Consider the following 15,611-nt stretch of genomic DNA (forward strand, 5'->3'; position numbering starts at 1 on the left):
CGAAGCGAGGTTTTTCATGCGCTGCGCCACCATCCTCTCCCTCAGTCTTACTCTTATATCCGCAACAACGGCTTTCGCCCAAAACAGCCCTCCCCGCAACCTCATTTTGTTCGTACCTGATGGGCTCCGGGCGCTGAAAGTGACGCCGGAAACGGCGCCTGCGATGTCCGCAGTGCGGGATAAAGGCGTCAATTTCCGGAACTCGCATTCGCTGTTTCCGACCTTCACCATGGCCAATGCATCGGGCATGGCGTCCGGCCATTATCTTGGCGATACCGGCGTGTTTTCGAACTCGATCTATACCGGCCACCCCACCCCGGTGCAGAACAACAGCCCGATCCCCTTCATCGAACACGACCAGGTGCTGGGCGACCTCGACGAGCAATTCAACGGCGACTACCTCAATGAGGAAACGCTGCTGAAAGCCGCGCGCAAGGCCGGCTATTCCACCGCCGCGATCGGCAAGGTCGGCCCGACGCTGATGTTCGATCACACCGAACGCACCGGCAAGGAGACGATCACCATCGACGACCAGACCGGCGGCATCGACAAAGCTGGAAAGTTGCTCGGCATCCCTCTGTCGGACGAGATGAAGGACGCTCTTGCGAAGGCTGGCCTCGCGGTGGAAACACCGGGTCGCGGTGACAATGGCAAGGCGGGCGACGCCAAGACGCCGGGCACCACGGAAGCCAACATCAAGCAGCAGGCCTATATGGCCGATGTCGCGAGCAAAGTGGTGCTGCCAATGTTCAAGGCACGCAACAAGCCATTCGTGCTCATCTTCTGGTCGCGCGATCCCGACGGCACCCAGCACAATCAGGGCGACAGCCTCAACAAGGTGACGCCCGGCATCAACGGCCCTTCCTCACTCGCCTCGATCAAGAATGCCGACGACAATCTCGCGCAACTGCGCAAGACGCTCGACGAGCTCGGCCTCGCCGCCAATACCAACATCATGATCTCGGCGGATCACGGCTTCTCGACGATCTCCAAGGAGAGCAAGACCTCGGCGACCATCAAGGGCACCTATGCGGATACGCCGGAAGGCTTCCTGCCGCTGGGCTTCCTGGCCATCGATCTCGCCAAGTCGCTCGACCTGCCGCTGTTCGATCCGAACGACAAGTTCGCGGCGGTTGCCGACAATGCGTATCCGAAGGCCGGCAACGCCTATATCGGCAAGGACAAGGACAAGCCCGAGCTGATCATCGCCACCAATGGTGGCTCCGACCTGATCTATCTGCCGACCGGCGACAAGGACCTCGCCGACCGCACCGTAAAGGCGCTGCTGAAACAGGATTACATCAGCGGCATCTTCGTTGAGGACTCGCTGGGCTCCTTCCCCGGCTCGCTGCCACTGTCGTCGATCAACCTGTCGGGCAAAGCCGTCACGCCGCATCCCGCGATCGTCGTCTCATTCCGCTCCTATTCGGAAGGCTGCGAAGAGCCGGCGGCGTGCCAGGTCGAGGTCGCCGACACCGTGCTGCGCCAGGGTCAGGGCATGCATGGCTCGTTCGGGCGCGGCGATACCCACAACTTCATGGCGGCGATCGGACCGGACTTCAAAGCCGGCTTCGTCGATCCCCTGCCTGTCAGCAATGCCGATACCGGCATCACCGCCGCCCACCTGCTTGGCCTGAAGCGCGATGCCAAGGGCAGCTTGATCGGCCGCGTGATGAGTGAAGCGACGGTGACTGGCGAGACGCCGACGGCAACGACCGACGTGATGCGTTCGGCGCCCGACGATCAGGGTCTGGTCACGGTGCTGCAACTGCAGAAGGTCGGCGAACACCGCTATTTCGATGTCGCCGGTTTCCCGGGCCGAACTGTCGGCCTCGACGCGAAGTAAGCGACAGCCCAACAAAAAACGGCGGAGCCACGCTCCGCCGTTTTCGCATTTTAACGATCTGCGACCGGCTTACATGCCGATGTCGAACACGTTCGGTAGTTGCAGCGTCGCGGCGCCGACCACGGTCGTGACCAGCGTCATGATCGTGGCATTGCTGACGCGCTTGGCGCGCATCTGCGTGGCGATCCATTCCAGCACTTCGATATTCACACCGACGGCCTTGGTCGGCGCCCAGGTCTCGATGGCCACATCGGGCGACAGCGCCACCGTACGCGACGGTACCGGCAGGCCCGATGCGGACGCCGCGTGATGCACGACAGCCTTGGCGAACAGATCATCGAAACGACCATCATCGCTGCGCTCGGCTGCAGCTTCGTTGATCGCGAACAGTGCCTCGGCCTCGTCGCGGCTGACCGGCTGGCTGGCCAGGGCCGACGCACCCAGGATGCGCTCGCACCAGGTGGCGTCATCGGCATCGAGTGCACGGGAGAAATGGATACGGCCACGGGTGGTCGGGCCTTCGCCGGTGATGACGCCGTCGCGCACGATAGCGAGCGCCTGCGCCGCGGCGCGATGGTTGTTGATGGTGGAGGTTTCGATGGCGCCGAACAGGTCGGCAGCGGCAGCGGATGACATTTCAAGCTCTTCTGTTTGCAGCATATTTCTCAACATAGCCCAGCAATTCCATGGGCGACTTAACGCTCGGTTAAGAGATGGACAGGAGTTCTTCTTATCCCTAACCGTTGCATTTCAGTCGCGCCGAGACGCTGCTGGGTTCGATCTGATGTGGCGATGCGGTCAGGCGGGATTGCGCCGGACGGGCGGCAACATCGCGGCATCCGATAACATCATGTTGCGTGGGTATTTTGCCGCAGCCGCCTTGCGTGAAACTGAATGCCAGTGCGCGCCGAATTTGAAGAAAGTTCTTGTCCTTTTTGCCGGACAGTTCCATTTAGCAGCGTGCGCCTTTATAATCGGCCCACAAAATTCATCTGTAATCAGAATGACATGAGGTCCATCATGACGCTCCAGATCAACGCCGTCGCCCCCGATTTCGAGGCCGAAACCACGGCTGGCCGCATCAAGCTCCACGACTGGATCGGCGATAGCTGGGCTCTTTTGTTCTCGCATCCGAAGGACTTCACCCCGGTCTGCACCACCGAGCTCGGCGCGCTCGCCAAGCTGCAGCCGGAGTTCGACAAGCGCGGCGTCAAGCTGATCGGCCTCAGCGTCGACCCCGTGCACAAGCACGCGCTGTGGGTCGACGACATTAACGAAACCCAGGGCGCCCGCCCGACCTTCCCGATGATCGGCGACACCGACCTCAAGGTCTCGAAGCTCTACAACATGCTTCCGGCCGACGTGGCGGGCGATGCCGACAGCCGTACCGCCGCGGACAACGCCACCGTGCGCAACGTCTTCATCATCGGGCCGGACAAGAAGATCAAACTGGTGCTGGTCTATCCGATGACCACCGGCCGCAACTTCCAGGAAATCCTGCGCGTGATCGATTCACTGCAGATGACCGCCAAGCATCGCGTCGCCACGCCAGCCGACTGGAAGCATGGCGAGGACGTCATCATCGCCGGCTCGGTCACCAACGAGGAAGCCAAGACGATCTATCCGAATGGCTGGAAAGAACCGAAGCCCTATATCCGCATCGTCCCGCAGCCCAAGTAACGCTGCAGCCGACTGAAATACAAAAGAGGCGCCGCGATGATGTCGTGGCGCCTCTTTCTTTTTGAGACCTGTTCGCAACGAGCGCTCAGACTTTCGGCGCCAGCCAGTTGGCAATCAGCAGACCCAATGTCGATGCCGTCGCCGTGACGAAGGTGCCCCAGGCGATGTCGACGACGACCACCGGCCAAGTCCAGTGCCTGAGCAGCGACAGCGAGGTCAGCTCAAAGGTCGCGTAGCAAAAGCAGCCGAACAGCGCGCCATAGAGCAAGGTCGAGCGCCAGGTCGCGTCGGGTGAGCCACTGACGAAGATCAGCATCCCCGCGATGTACAGACAGTAGAACAGGATCGCCGGCGCGACACGCACCTCGCCGAGCATGTCGCCCACTTGCGAGGTGAAGAAGCCTTTCGCGACGATGCCGAGGAAGAGCAGATCCAGCGGCAGCATGACGACGAACGTCGTCACATAGAGAATCGCGTATCGCTTCAAAACCGCCTCCGGTACCAATTCGGTAATAAATATCCTGATACTACGCGCCAACGAGCGCAAGGTTGCAAAGCCTCGCGGTATTCGAGGCCGGATCGATCACTCGACATCCGTGTTAGATGAAGTGATGACCGATCAATTTTCGACACCGACGCAGGCACCTATCGTCGTCTGGTTTCGCGACGACCTTCGTCTTTCCGATCACCCTGCCCTTCATGCCGCAGCCAGGCGCAATACGCCGGTGATCTGTCTCTACGTCCTCGATGAACAGAGCACGCCACTGAAGCCACCGCAGGCGCGGCCGATGGGCGGCGCGACACGTTGGTGGCTGGCGCAGTCGCTGCGCGCACTCAGCACAAGCCTCGACGCCATCGGCGGCACGCTGGTGCTGCGCAAGGGCGCTGCGGCCGACGTCATTGTCGATGTGGCGCGCGCAGTCGATGCCAGCCACGTCTTCTGGAACGAGATCGCGCAAGCGCCGCATCTCGCGGTCGCCGACGGCGTCACCGAAGCGCTCGCCGATCTCGATGTCGGCACGCAGAGCTTTCCGGGTGACCTGCTGGCGCATCCTGCGACAATCCGCGCCAAGGAGACCGGCACCAAAGAGAGCCGCGGCCTGCGCGTGTTCACACCTTTCTGGCGGCGCGTTCAGGCGATGGGCGAACCGGCGAAGCCGCTTCCGGCGCCGAAGAAACTCATACCCGCACCGAAAGTGAAGAGCGACAAGCTCTCCGACTGGGCGCTAGAGCCATCGAAGCCCGACTGGGCCGGCGGTCTGCGCGAGACGTGGACGTCAGGCGAAGCCGCCGCGCAGAAGCACTTGAAGCGCTTCCTCAGGGAGATCGCGGGCTATAGCAGCGACCGCGATCGGCCTGACCGCGAGATCACGTCGCGTCTGTCGCCGCATCTTCGCTTTGGCGAGATCAGTCCGCGACAGATCTGGACTGCCGCGCATTTCGCAGCTGCAGAACATCCGAAGCACAGCAGCGACATCGCAAAGTTCATGAGCGAAGTCGGCTGGCGCGAGTTCTGTCGCCATCTGCTGTTCGATGTTCCCGATTTGGCCACGCGCAATCTGCAATCATCCTTCGATGAGTTCCCATGGAAGACCGATCGGACGGCGTTGCACGCGTGGCAACGCGGTCTCACCGGCTATCCAATCGTCGATGCGGGCATGCGCGAGCTCTGGCACACCGGTGTGATGCACAATCGCGTACGCATGGTGGTCGCATCCTTCCTCGTCAAACATCTGCTCATCGACTGGCGCGAGGGCGAGAAGTGGTTCTGGGATACGCTTGTCGACGCCGATGCGGGCAGCAATCCCGCCAACTGGCAGTGGGTCGCAGGCTCCGGCGCGGATGCAGCACCCTACTTCCGCGTCTTCAATCCGATCCTGCAGGGTGAGAAGTTCGATCCCGGTGGTGTCTATGTCAGGCGCTGGATACCCGAACTGACAGAACTATCCACAAAACAGATTCACCAGCCTTGGACAGCGTCACTGCTCGAACTCAAAAACGCGGGAATCACTTTAGGCAAAGACTATCCGTCGCCGATCGTCGATCACAAAGTCGGTCGCGAGCGCGCATTAAAGGCGTACACAACGATACGAAATAGTTGACTGTCGATGACACACTCTTCAACACGCGCCCGAATCGGACTAACGTGAAAAAGTCGACAATGTTGGGGGATGCTATGAACGACGACACTCCAGTCCTGGAGCAAGTGACGGACGCGCTTAGCAGCGCAGCCGACGCGACTAAGGAAGTCGCCACCTCGGTGGCGAAGAAGGTCAAGAAGGCCGCAAAGAAAGTCGCAAAGAAAGTGACCCCGGCTAAGAAGACGAAGAAGTCCACCAAGAAAACTTCTGCGAAGAAATCTTCAAAGAAGAAAACCCAGAAAGCGAGACCAATGGCTAAGAAAGCAGTGAAGAAGACCGTCAAGAAGGCCGCCAAGAAGACCGTGAAGAAGGCTGCCAAGAAGACCGTGAAGAAGGCCGCCAAGAAGGCCGCTCCGAAGAAGGCCAAGAAGGCCAAGAAGGCTGCCAAGAAGAAGTAAGCTTCTTCGCAGATGTGAAAGCCTCCGGGTCCAAGCCCGGAGGCTTTTTCATGTCCGGGGTCTGGATTGACGCAGGATGGCGTCAGGCCCTGGCGCGGTTGACCAGTAACACCGCGGCGCCGCAGGCAATCATGCCGATGATGGCGACGGCATCCAGCTTTTCGCCGAACAGGACGAAGGCCATCAGCGCCGTCACGGCCGGCACCAGATAGAACAGGCTCGCCACCTGGCTCGAGGGCTGACGCCGCAGCAGCCAGTAGAGCAGCCCGACAGTGCCGATCGACAGCACCACCGCGAGCCAGATCACCGACAGCACGAACTCTGCCGACCAGTGGATCACATTGGTCTCAAAGGCCAGCGCGCCGATGCCGAACAACACCAAAGCTGCGAGTTGCTGGATGAAGCTGCCGGTGCGCCAGTCGATGCCACCGCAATAGCGCTTCTGATAGAGCGTGCCGACGGTGATCGTGATCAGCGAAACGCCGGACGCAAACCAGCCCCAGCCCGCCTCGCCCGTCATCGGCCGACCCTGCAGGATCAGCAACACGCCGGCGAGACCGAGCGCCAGCCCGCCCCATTGCAGCGGCGTGACGCGCTCGCCGAGAAAGCGGCTCGCCAGAACGGAGGTGAGGATCGGCTGCAGGCCCGGGATCAGTGCCGACAGACCGACCGGGACCTTGTGCGCCACCGCAAACACCGTGCCGGCAAGATAGAGCCCCTGCACCAGCAGCCCGGCGACGATGCTGTGGCCGATGCCCGCGCGATCCGGCCACACCGGCCGCACCCATGCGACGATCACCGCCATGATCGCGACCACCAGCATCATGCGCACGGTGAGATAGGTCAGAGGCTCAGCGCCGTTCAGCACATATCTCGTACCGATAAAGCCGGTGCACCACAGCAGCACGAAGACGACGGGCGCGGCGCGGCCGATCAGGGTTTCAAGATCGCTTTTCTGAACCTGTTTCATGGGCTGCTCAGTGCCCCATCATGTGGTAAGCGGCAATGGCTGTTTGCGCGGGCCTGCCCGCCTGACTTCACACCACCGAGACCATTATCGAAGGAATTTGCCATGGACGTTCGCGCCGCCGTTGCCATCAGTGCCGGCAAGCCGCTGGAAATCACCACCGTTCAACTCGAAGGTCCGCGCGACGGCGAAGTGCTGATCGAGATCAAGGCCACCGGCATTTGCCACACCGACGAGTTCACGCTGTCCGGCGCCGATCCCGAAGGTTTGTTTCCGGCGATCTTGGGCCATGAAGGCGCCGGCGTCGTCGTCGATGTCGGCCGCGGCGTTACATCCGTGAAGAAGGGCGACCATGTCATCCCGCTCTACACGCCGGAATGCCGCCAGTGCCCGTCGTGCCTGTCGCGCAAGACCAATCTCTGCACGTCCATTCGCGCGACGCAGGGCCAGGGCCTGATGCCGGACGGAACCTCGCGCTTCTCGCTCGAGGGCAAGCCTGTTCACCACTATATGGGGACCTCGACCTTCGCCAATTACACCGTGCTGCCCGAGATCGCGGTGGCGAAAATCCGCGAGGACGCGCCGTTCGACAAGGTCTGCTATATCGGCTGCGGCGTCACCACCGGCATCGGCGCGGTGTTCAACACCGCCAAGGTCGAGCAAGGCGCCAAGGCGATCGTGTTCGGTCTCGGCGGCATCGGCCTCAACGTGCTGCAGGGTCTTCGTCTCGCCGGCGCTGACATGATCATCGGCGTCGACATCAATAATGACCGCAAGGCGTGGGGCGAGCGCTTCGGCATGACGCATTTCGTCAACCCGAAAGAGCTGGGCAAGGATCTGGTCCCGCATCTCATCGACATGACCAAACGCGGTGCCGACCAGATCGGCGGCGCCGATTACACTTTCGACTGCACCGGCAATGTCACTGTCATGCGGCAAGCGCTGGAAGCCTGCCATCGCGGCTGGGGCGAATCCATCGTCATCGGCGTGGCGCCTGCTGGCGCGGAGATTTCGACGCGTCCGTTCCAGCTCGTGACCGGCCGCGTCTGGCGCGGCTCGGCCTTCGGCGGCGCGCGTGGCCGCACCGATGTGCCGAAGATTGTCGACTGGTACATGCAGGGCAAGATCCAGATCGACCCGATGATCACCCACGTGATGCCGCTGGCGGACATCAACAAAGGGTTCGATCTGATGAAATCAGGGGAGTCGATCCGCGGTGTGGTGACGTTCTAGGCTACAAGCGCCTAGACCGTAGGATGGATTTCGCGAAGACGCTCAGCCCATCCTACGGCACGGCGTTTTGGGTCACTCCCCCTTGAACACCACGCTCAGGTCGAAGTCCTTTCGAAGAAAGGAACGAGGCGGCCGGTGAATTGCCGGTAGCCGGCTTTTACCTTGTCGCCGATGACGAGATCGTTGGCGCCGTGGGCCATCATGCGAAAGCCTTCGGCGGTGTCGATGAGCAAAATATTATAGGGCACATGCTCGCGCGCTTCCGGCGTACCGGCGCGCAGCACAAGGGACGTCGCATAGACGGTGCCCTCGCCGCTCGCTTGCTTGTCGTCGAGATCGGGCGACCCGCAGGCCGCGCAAAAACTGCGGCGGAAATACTGGATAGATTTGCAGGCACGGCAGGACTGATAGCCGATAGCTTCAGTCCCGGTGGTCCAGTCGGCGGCTGGCTTGAGCTCGCTCATTTGACGCGCTCCAGGAACATGCTGACGTGAGAGGATAATACGCCGCCATCGCCATGCAGCAGCGCGACGGAAGCATCCCTGACCTGACGGTTCTCGGCCCTGCCTGTCATCTGCAGATGTGTTTCGACGAGATGCGCCATGGCGCCGCCGACGCCGCAGTGGCCGTAGCTCAGAAGACCGCCATGGGTGTTGAGTGGCATCGCGCCGTGCTGGCTGAAATGGCCTGATCTCACGCGCGCAGCGGCCTCGCCGCGGCCGGCAAGGCCGAGATCTTCCAGCAGCATCGCCAGTGTAATGGTGAAGCTGTCATAGACCGCGGCGTAGCGGACGTCGGAAATCTCGATGCCCGTCGCCTTCTTCGCACGAGCAATGGCGATCTCGGCGCCGAGTTCGGACAATGCGGGTGCCGCAGTGATGTGCTGGTGCGTATGCGCCTGCGCCGCGCCGCGCACGCGGATTTTGGTGTCACTGGTGGGCTCATAGCTGACGACGAAAGCCGCACCACCATCGGATACCGGGCAGCAGTCGAGCAGCTTCAGCGGTGTCGCGATGGTTTTCGAGGCCATGACGTCCGCGACGGTGATCGGCTCGTGAAACTGCGCGCCAGGATGGGTCAGCGCATGCTGGCGCATCAGCACGGCGAATTCGGCAAGGTCTTCCTGCGTCACGCCGTATTCGTGCATGTATCTGTTAGCAACGAGTCCGTAATAGGCCGGGATGGTCGGCCCGAGCGGCACTTCATAGGTGGGATGGCCGACCTGGGCCAGCGCCTGGATCGAGGCGTCGCGGCTCTGGCCGGTGAGCCGGTTCTCGCCGCCGACCACCAGCACATGTCTGGCGACGCCGCCCTCGACGAGCTGATGAGCCAGCATCGCCATCGCCATGCCGGTGGCGCCGCCGACCTGGATCGCGTGGGCGTAAGACGGCGTGATACCGAAATGCTCGGCGAATACGGTGGCCAGCATGATGTGAGGCATCGTCGTCGAATAGCCGCACAGGAAGCCATCGATATCGCCGCGCTTAAGGCCGGCGTCAGTGAGCGCCAGCTCAGCGGCGCGGCTCATCAGGTCGATGGTCGATGAGCCCTCATGCTTGCCATATGGGAGAAGACCGACGCCGGTGATGTAGCTCATGAGGCAAACTCCGGCAGCAGTGCTCCCCTCCCCCCAAGCGAAGCGAAGCTTCGCCGGGCGGGGAGGGGTCGGGGGCGGGGGTAGCCGCGGATGACGTCGCCTGTAGTTACCCCCCTCCCTGACCCTCCCCCGCAAGGGGGGAGGGAATCGAGAGGCCGGTGTTGCGACGCGACCACTATCGTCATCATCAATACGACTTCGGCAAACCGAGCGCCTTCTCGGCGATGAAGCTCAGGATCAGCTCGCGGCTGATTGGGGCGATGCGCGGGATCAGCGACTCCCTGAGGTAACGCTCGACGTGATATTCCTTGGCATAACCGAAGCCGCCATGAGTCATCACCGCCTGCTCGCAGGCGTGATAGCCGGCTTCGGCTGCGAGATACTTCGCCGAATTCGCCGCAGGACCACAGGGCAGTCCCTGGTCATATTGCCAGCCGGCCGACAGCACCATCAGCCAGGCAGCCTCGAGCTCCATCCAATTCTTGGCGAGCGGATGCTGGATCGCCTGGTTCTGGCCGATCGGGCGGTTGAACACATTGCGCACCTTGGCGTAGTCGGCCGCGCGCTTCAGCGCGACCTTGCCGAGCCCAACCGCTTCCGCCGCAATCAAGATGCGTTCGGGATTCATGCCGTGCAGGATATATTCGAAGCCGTGTCCCTCCTCGCCGATCCGGTCTTCGACCGGGATTTCGAAATCGGCAAAGAACAGCTCGTTGGAGTCCACGCATTTCCGACCGAGCTTCTCGATCTCGTGCACGGCGATCTTGGAGCGATCGAAGTCCGTGTAGAACAGGCTGAGCCCATGGGTCGGGCTCTTCACGTCCTCGAGCGCCGTGGTGCGCGCCAGCAGCAGGATCTTCTCGGCGACCTGCGCGGTGGAGATCCAGACCTTCTGGCCGTTGACGATGTAGCGATCACCCTTGCGGACGGCGCGGGTCTTGAGCTGCGTGGTGTTGAGGCCGGTATTCGGCTCGGTCACCGCGAAGCAGGATTTCTCGGTGCCGTCCACGATCGGCGGCAGCATGCGCGCGCATTGTTCGGGCGTGCCGAACACGACGACCGGATTGAGGCCGAACACATTCATATGTACGGCCGAGGCGCCAGACATGCCGGCGCCGGATTCCGAAATCGCCCGCATCATGATCGCGGCATCGGTGATGCCCAAACCCGAGCCGCCATATTCCTCGGGAATGCAGATGCCGAGATAGCCGGCATCGGCAATCGCTTTGTGGAATTCGATGGGGAAGCCGCCCTCCTTGTCCTTCTTCAGCCAATAGGCATCGTCGAAGCGCGAACAGATCTTCTCGATCGTGTCGCGGATGGATTCCTGGTTGGCATCGAGGGCGAAATCCATGCGTTACAGCTCCGACGTATCCGGGATAGCGGCCTGTCTGAGCACGCCGTCCTTGTGCATTTTCTCGATCTGCTCGGGCGTATAGCCGACCTCAGCCAGCACCTCGGCATTCTGCTCGCCGAGATGCGAGGCAAGACGCGACAGATCGACCGGCGTCTTCGACCATGTGGCAGCGACCTTCATGTTGCGCACCGCGCCTTCGGTCGGATGCTCGACCTGCTGGAAGAAGTCGGTCGCCAGCATATGCGGATCCTGCATCATGCTTTCGAGTGTATGCATTGGCGTCGAAGGCACGTCGGCCTCGTCGAGCAGCTTCGCCCACTCCGCCGTCGTCCTGGTCTTGAAGATGCGCGACAGTTCGGCGTTCACCGTGTCGATATGCTGGATGCGCTGCGGGAAGGTCGCAAAGCGCGGATCGTCGAACAGTTCCTCACGGCCGACATGCCTGAGGAAGCTCTTCCACTGCTTGTCGTTATACACCATGGCGCAGATATAGCCGTCCGAGGTCTGATACGGCCGGCGGTCCGGCGACAGGTGGCGACCATAGCCGCCTCTGTCGAGCGGCGGATCGAAGGTGAGACCGCCCATGTGGTCGCCCATCATGAAGCCTGCCATGGTCTCGAACATCGGAATATCGACGCGCTGGCCCTCGCCGGTGCGGTCGCGATGCACCACGCTGGCGAGAATTGCGCCGAGCGCATTCAGGCCGACGATGCGATCGACCAGCGCATTCGGCACATAGCGCGGCACGCCATCGGGGCTGATCCGCGCATTCAGGGCGGCCAGCGCGGTGGCCCCCTGGATCAGATCGTCATAAGCGGGCTTTGCGGCATAGGGGCCGGCCTGGCTGAAGCCGAACACGCCGGCATAGATCAGGCGCGGATTGATCTTCGACACCACGTCATAGCCGAGATTGAGCCGCACCATCGCCGCCGGGCGGACATTGTAGACCAGCACATCGGCCGTCGCGACCAGCTTCAGCAGCGCCTCGCGGCCCTCTTCCTTCTTGAGGTCGATGCAGACGCAGCGCTTGTTGCGGTTGGTGTTGAGGAAGATCGGCCCCATGCCGGGATTGCGCATCGGCCCGATTGCGCGGACCACATCACCGTCGGGAGACTCCACCTTGATCACATCGGCGCCGTAGTCACCCAGCGTCTGGGTGCAATAAGGCCCCATCATCACCGAAGTCATATCGATGATCCTGATCCCGTGAAGTGGTCCCGTCAAAGTCGTTTGCTCCCGAAAAACGTGTGGTCAGGCGCTGATCCGCGCCGCTATTGCCTTCGTCTTAGCGGGATGGGTTCGGCAGGCGCAAGGGCGCCAGACGCGGAGCCGTATGCGCGGGAAGCCGGTACGCGTCAAAGTGGTAATAGCTAGCCGGCCCCCGCCGGCGCCGAAGCGCGCATCATCTCCCGCAGCTCGGTCTTCAGCACCTTGCCGTAATTGTTCTTCGGCAGCGCATCCAGATAGACGTAGCGCTTGGGGCGCTTGAAACGGGCGATATTGGCGAGGCAATGCGCGTCAAGTGCTGCATCGTCGGCCGACGCGCCGGGCTCCAGCACCACACAGGCCACCACGACCTCGCCCCAGTCGGGCTCGGGCACGCCGATGGCCGAGACTTCCCGCACGGCGGGATGTGTCAGCAGCACCTCCTCGACTTCGCGCGGATAGATATTGGTACCGCCGGAAATGATGACGTCCTTGGAACGGTCGGACAGCGTGAGGAAGCCGTCCTCGTCGAGCCGCCCGACGTCACCGGTGCGGAGCCAGCCGTGTTTCAGCGTCTCGGCATTGGCCTTGTCATTGTTCCAGTAGCCGAGCATCACGGCCGGTCCCTTGGCCTCGACCTCGCCGGTTTCGCCACCCGGCAAAGGCTTTCCGTCGGCATCGGTGATGCGCACTTCCATCACGCTCTGTGCTGGGCCGACCGACGCCAGCCGTTCGAGATAGCGCGGATGTTCGGTATCGGCGTGGAAGGCGCGCGGCAGCGAGGTGATCGTCATCGGCGATTCACCCTGGCCGTAGATCTGCACGAAGCGCTGCCCCATGGTGGCGATGGCATCGCGGATGTCGGCGAGATACATCGGCCCGCCGCCATAGACGATGGTGCGGATGCCCTCGCCGCTCTCGCCGCGCTTCTTCGCCGCATCAACCAGACGGCGCACCATGGTGGGTGCCGCAAACATCGCGACATCGCCGAGTTGCTTGCCGAGATCGAGCACTTCGTCAGGCTCAAAACCCTGGCTCTCGGGCACGACGTGCCGCGCACCCATGCGGATATGGATGAAATTGTAGAGACCGGCGCCATGCGAGATCGGCGCAGCATAGAGGATGGCATCCCGCTGATGGACCTGATCGACGTCGGCAAGATAGCACATGGACATGGCCATCAGATTGCCGTGGCTGAGCATCACGCCTTTAGGCCGGCCGGTGGTGCCCGAGGTGTAGAACAGCCAGGCGAGGTCGTTGTCTTCGCGCGGCAACGGCACCTGTGACGTCGGCTCGCCATGCTGTAATTCGCGATAGGTCTCGCTGTCGATCGACAGCATCTGCATGCCGGTCGGCAGGTCTTCCTCGACCTGAACAAGCGCGCCACGGCTGTCGTCGTCGACAAAGGCCAACCTCGCGCCAGCATTGTCGCAAATCCATGCGGCCTCACGACCATGCAGCTTGGCATTGATGGGGATCGCCACAGCGCCGATCCACCACACCGCATACATGCATTCAAGATATTCGGTGCAGTTTGACGCGAACAGTGCGACGCGGTCGCCAGGCTGAATACCGTAATCGCGCATCAATCCCGCACCAATCGCTGCGGCACGGCGCGCGAATGTGGCGTAGTCAGCCTGGACCGTGGTGCCGGTCAGCAGCGCCGGCGCCTGCGGATGCAGACGCGCCGACGATGCCAGCCATTGTGCGACATTCATGACGTCGCCCGCGCGTTACTTCGCCGGCTCGAGGATCGAGACGTAGTTCGCCACTGCGGCGCCGCCCATATTGAAGATGCCGGCGAGTTTTGCATTTTTGATCTGCATGCCCTCGGGCGTCTGACCCAGCAATTGCATCGCGCTGAGCACATGCATCGACACACCGGTGGCGCCGATCGGATGGCCCTTGGCCTTGAGACCACCGGATGGATTGACCGGCAGCTTGCCGTCCTTCTGGGTCCAGCCTTCCTTGATGGCGCGTGCGCCCTGCCCGCGCGGCGTCAGGCCCATGGCTTCGTATTCGATCAGTTCGGCGACGGTGAAACAGTCATGGGTCTCGACGAAAGAGAGATCGCCGAGCTCGACGCCCGCCGACTTCAGCGCCTTCTGCCAGGCGACCGTGCAGCCCTCGAATTGAAGGATGTCGCGCTTGGACATCGGCAAGAAATCCTGCGCATGGCCGGTGGCCTTGATGTTGACCGCTTTGCCCATGGTCTTGGCGGTCTCGGAATCCGTCAGCACCAATGCCGCGGCGCCGTCGGACACCAGCGAGCAGTCCGTGCGCTTCAGGGGGCCCGCGACGAACGGGTTCTTGTCGCTTTCGGAACGACAGAATTCGAAGCCGACATCCTTGCGCATCTGCGCATAGGGATTGTGCACGCCGTTGGCGTGGTTCTTGGCGGCGATCATCGCCAGCGCGTCGGACTGGTCGCCATATTTCTGGAAGTATTTTTGCGCGATGCCGCCGAACACACCGGCGAAGCCCGCAGGCGTCTCGCCGTCCTCAGGCAGATAGGAAGCGCGAAGCAGGTTCTTGCCGATCTCGGGACCCGGCGTGCGGGTCATCTGCTCGACGCCGACCACGAGCACAATCTTGGCAGCGCCGGCGGCAATCGACTTGATGCCCTGATGCACGGCGGCGGAACCGGTGGCGCAGGCATTCTCGACGCGGGTGGCGGGCTTGAAGCGCAGCGCGGGATCGGCCTGCAGCACCAGCGACGCGGTAAAGTCCTGCGGCGAGAAGCCGGCATTGAAATGGCCGAGCACGATTTCATCGACATCAGCGGCGCTGATGCCGGCATCGGCCATCGCCTCGGTCGCGACGCGAACCACCATGCTCTCGACGGTCTCGGCGTCGAATTTTCCGAAGGGCATATGCGCCCAACCAACGATGCTGGCAGTCATGGTCGTCTCCCTGATCGATTTCAAATATTGAGCCCGTTATAGCCCGGCTTCACTGCGCTTGCAGCGTTTTCATGGTTCGCGCGCACATGGCCGTTATGCCTGCCCAGTCGCCGGAACGTACCATCGACGACGGACAGATCCAGGACCCGCCGACCGCCAGAACCATCGGCTCGCTGAGCCAGTTCGCCGCATTGGCCTCGCCGACGCCGCCCGTAGGACAAAACCTGACATCCGGAAACGGTCCCGCCGATGCTGGCGATCCGCATCGAAACCTCTGACCGGT

Annotated in this window: 15 protein-coding genes and 1 pseudogene; 5 read left to right on the plus strand and 11 right to left on the minus strand. The window is 62.2% G+C overall.

All coding sequences use genetic code 11. The annotated features are described in order from the left end of the window. Window positions 1-16: 16 nt before the first annotated feature. On the plus strand, window positions 17-1,846 hold the full coding sequence (locus AB8A33_RS14970; RefSeq protein WP_439093459.1) for an alkaline phosphatase family protein: 1,830 nt from the start codon (window positions 17-19) through the stop codon (window positions 1,844-1,846). 69 nt (window positions 1,847-1,915) lie between these two features. Here AB8A33_RS14970 and AB8A33_RS14975 read toward each other — a convergent pair whose 3' ends face one another. Together AB8A33_RS14975 and AB8A33_RS14980 are read right to left on the minus strand one after the other, a co-directional pair. After that, window positions 1,916-2,482: a hypothetical protein gene (locus AB8A33_RS14975; protein WP_439093460.1), complete on the minus strand. Its 567-nt coding sequence runs from the start codon at window positions 2,480-2,482 to the stop codon at window positions 1,916-1,918. Window positions 2,483-2,582: 100 nt separating this feature from the next. Continuing rightward, complete coding sequence (locus AB8A33_RS14980; RefSeq protein WP_439093461.1) at window positions 2,583-2,798, minus strand: hypothetical protein; 216 nt, start codon at window positions 2,796-2,798, stop codon at window positions 2,583-2,585. A gap of 68 nt (window positions 2,799-2,866) precedes the next feature. On the opposite strand from AB8A33_RS14980, the gene AB8A33_RS14985 reads away from it, so the two are divergent. Beyond that, window positions 2,867-3,526, plus strand: a complete 660-nt coding sequence (locus AB8A33_RS14985; protein ID WP_439093462.1) for a peroxiredoxin — start codon at window positions 2,867-2,869, stop codon at window positions 3,524-3,526. An 85-nt stretch (window positions 3,527-3,611) separates the two neighbouring features. Here AB8A33_RS14985 and AB8A33_RS14990 read toward each other — a convergent pair whose 3' ends face one another. Continuing rightward, window positions 3,612-4,013, minus strand: coding sequence for a DUF2177 family protein (locus AB8A33_RS14990; protein ID WP_439093463.1), 402 nt, complete (start codon window positions 4,011-4,013; stop codon window positions 3,612-3,614). A gap of 124 nt (window positions 4,014-4,137) precedes the next feature. Between AB8A33_RS14990 and AB8A33_RS14995 the strand changes: the two genes are divergently transcribed. Together AB8A33_RS14995 and AB8A33_RS15000 are read left to right on the plus strand one after the other, a co-directional pair. After that, on the plus strand, window positions 4,138-5,628 hold the full coding sequence (locus AB8A33_RS14995; RefSeq protein WP_439093464.1) for a cryptochrome/photolyase family protein: 1,491 nt from the start codon (window positions 4,138-4,140) through the stop codon (window positions 5,626-5,628). 74 nt (window positions 5,629-5,702) lie between these two features. Further along, the gene (locus tag AB8A33_RS15000) at window positions 5,703-6,065 is read left to right on the plus strand and encodes a hypothetical protein (RefSeq protein ID WP_068730647.1); all 363 of its coding nucleotides are present in this window, start codon (window positions 5,703-5,705) and stop codon (window positions 6,063-6,065) included. 82 nt (window positions 6,066-6,147) lie between these two features. Here the strand turns inward: AB8A33_RS15000 and AB8A33_RS15005 are convergent, their stop codons facing one another. Continuing rightward, window positions 6,148-7,035 carry a DMT family transporter gene (locus AB8A33_RS15005; protein ID WP_439093465.1) on the minus strand — a complete coding sequence of 296 codons (888 nt, stop codon included), beginning with the start codon at window positions 7,033-7,035 and terminating at the stop codon, window positions 6,148-6,150. Between the two features lie 102 nt (window positions 7,036-7,137). On the opposite strand from AB8A33_RS15005, the gene AB8A33_RS15010 reads away from it, so the two are divergent. Next, window positions 7,138-8,265, plus strand: a complete 1,128-nt coding sequence (locus tag AB8A33_RS15010) for an S-(hydroxymethyl)glutathione dehydrogenase/class III alcohol dehydrogenase (RefSeq protein ID WP_439093466.1) — start codon at window positions 7,138-7,140, stop codon at window positions 8,263-8,265. 95 nt (window positions 8,266-8,360) lie between these two features. On the opposite strand, the gene AB8A33_RS15015 is transcribed toward AB8A33_RS15010, so the two are convergent. The 7 genes and pseudogenes from AB8A33_RS15015 to AB8A33_RS15045 form a co-directional block, all read right to left on the minus strand. Next, window positions 8,361-8,729, minus strand: a complete 369-nt coding sequence (locus tag AB8A33_RS15015; protein ID WP_439093467.1) for a Zn-ribbon domain-containing OB-fold protein — start codon at window positions 8,727-8,729, stop codon at window positions 8,361-8,363. Further along, window positions 8,726-9,862 (minus strand): thiolase family protein, encoded by a 1,137-nt coding sequence (locus AB8A33_RS15020; protein ID WP_439093468.1) that lies wholly within the window; start codon window positions 9,860-9,862, stop codon window positions 8,726-8,728. The genes AB8A33_RS15015 and AB8A33_RS15020 overlap by 4 nt, the downstream gene beginning before the upstream one ends. A 187-nt stretch (window positions 9,863-10,049) precedes the next feature. Beyond that, complete coding sequence (locus AB8A33_RS15025) at window positions 10,050-11,216, minus strand: acyl-CoA dehydrogenase family protein (protein ID WP_439093469.1); 1,167 nt, start codon at window positions 11,214-11,216, stop codon at window positions 10,050-10,052. A 3-nt stretch (window positions 11,217-11,219) separates the two neighbouring features. Continuing rightward, window positions 11,220-12,443, minus strand: a complete 1,224-nt coding sequence (locus AB8A33_RS15030; RefSeq protein WP_439093470.1) for a CaiB/BaiF CoA transferase family protein — start codon at window positions 12,441-12,443, stop codon at window positions 11,220-11,222. 146 nt (window positions 12,444-12,589) lie between these two features. After that, window positions 12,590-14,143 (minus strand): AMP-binding protein, encoded by a 1,554-nt coding sequence (locus AB8A33_RS15035; protein WP_439093471.1) that lies wholly within the window; start codon window positions 14,141-14,143, stop codon window positions 12,590-12,592. A gap of 15 nt (window positions 14,144-14,158) precedes the next feature. After that, window positions 14,159-15,328 (minus strand): acetyl-CoA acetyltransferase, encoded by a 1,170-nt coding sequence (locus AB8A33_RS15040; RefSeq protein ID WP_439093472.1) that lies wholly within the window; start codon window positions 15,326-15,328, stop codon window positions 14,159-14,161. A gap of 49 nt (window positions 15,329-15,377) precedes the next feature. After that, window positions 15,378-15,575 (minus strand): annotated as a pseudogene (locus AB8A33_RS15045) (bifunctional 4-hydroxy-2-oxoglutarate aldolase/2-dehydro-3-deoxy-phosphogluconate aldolase); the annotation flags it as partial. Window positions 15,576-15,611: the final 36 nt, after the last annotated feature.

This window comes from Tardiphaga sp. 813_E8_N1_3 (assembly GCF_051811025.1).
Lineage (GTDB): Bacteria > Pseudomonadota > Alphaproteobacteria > Rhizobiales > Xanthobacteraceae > Tardiphaga.

Excerpts from the sequence above, each read along its gene's own strand:
- AB8A33_RS14970 (WP_439093459.1), top strand. The coding sequence starts at position 17 with ATGCGCTGCGCCACCATCCTCTCCCTCAGTCTTACTCTTATATCCGCA.
- AB8A33_RS14975 (WP_439093460.1), bottom strand. The coding sequence starts at position 2,482 with ATGTCATCCGCTGCCGCTGCCGACCTGTTCGGCGCCATCGAAACCTCC.
- AB8A33_RS14980 (WP_439093461.1), bottom strand. The coding sequence starts at position 2,798 with ATGGAACTGTCCGGCAAAAAGGACAAGAACTTTCTTCAAATTCGGCGC.
- AB8A33_RS14985 (WP_439093462.1), top strand. The coding sequence starts at position 2,867 with ATGACGCTCCAGATCAACGCCGTCGCCCCCGATTTCGAGGCCGAAACC.
- AB8A33_RS14995 (WP_439093464.1), top strand. The coding sequence starts at position 4,138 with ATGACCGATCAATTTTCGACACCGACGCAGGCACCTATCGTCGTCTGG.
- AB8A33_RS15000 (WP_068730647.1), top strand. The coding sequence starts at position 5,703 with ATGAACGACGACACTCCAGTCCTGGAGCAAGTGACGGACGCGCTTAGC.
- AB8A33_RS15005 (WP_439093465.1), bottom strand. The coding sequence starts at position 7,035 with ATGAAACAGGTTCAGAAAAGCGATCTTGAAACCCTGATCGGCCGCGCC.
- AB8A33_RS15010 (WP_439093466.1), top strand. The coding sequence starts at position 7,138 with ATGGACGTTCGCGCCGCCGTTGCCATCAGTGCCGGCAAGCCGCTGGAA.
- AB8A33_RS15015 (WP_439093467.1), bottom strand. The coding sequence starts at position 8,729 with ATGAGCGAGCTCAAGCCAGCCGCCGACTGGACCACCGGGACTGAAGCT.
- AB8A33_RS15020 (WP_439093468.1), bottom strand. The coding sequence starts at position 9,862 with ATGAGCTACATCACCGGCGTCGGTCTTCTCCCATATGGCAAGCATGAG.
- AB8A33_RS15025 (WP_439093469.1), bottom strand. The coding sequence starts at position 11,216 with ATGGATTTCGCCCTCGATGCCAACCAGGAATCCATCCGCGACACGATC.
- AB8A33_RS15035 (WP_439093471.1), bottom strand. The coding sequence starts at position 14,143 with ATGAATGTCGCACAATGGCTGGCATCGTCGGCGCGTCTGCATCCGCAG.
- AB8A33_RS15040 (WP_439093472.1), bottom strand. The coding sequence starts at position 15,328 with ATGACTGCCAGCATCGTTGGTTGGGCGCATATGCCCTTCGGAAAATTC.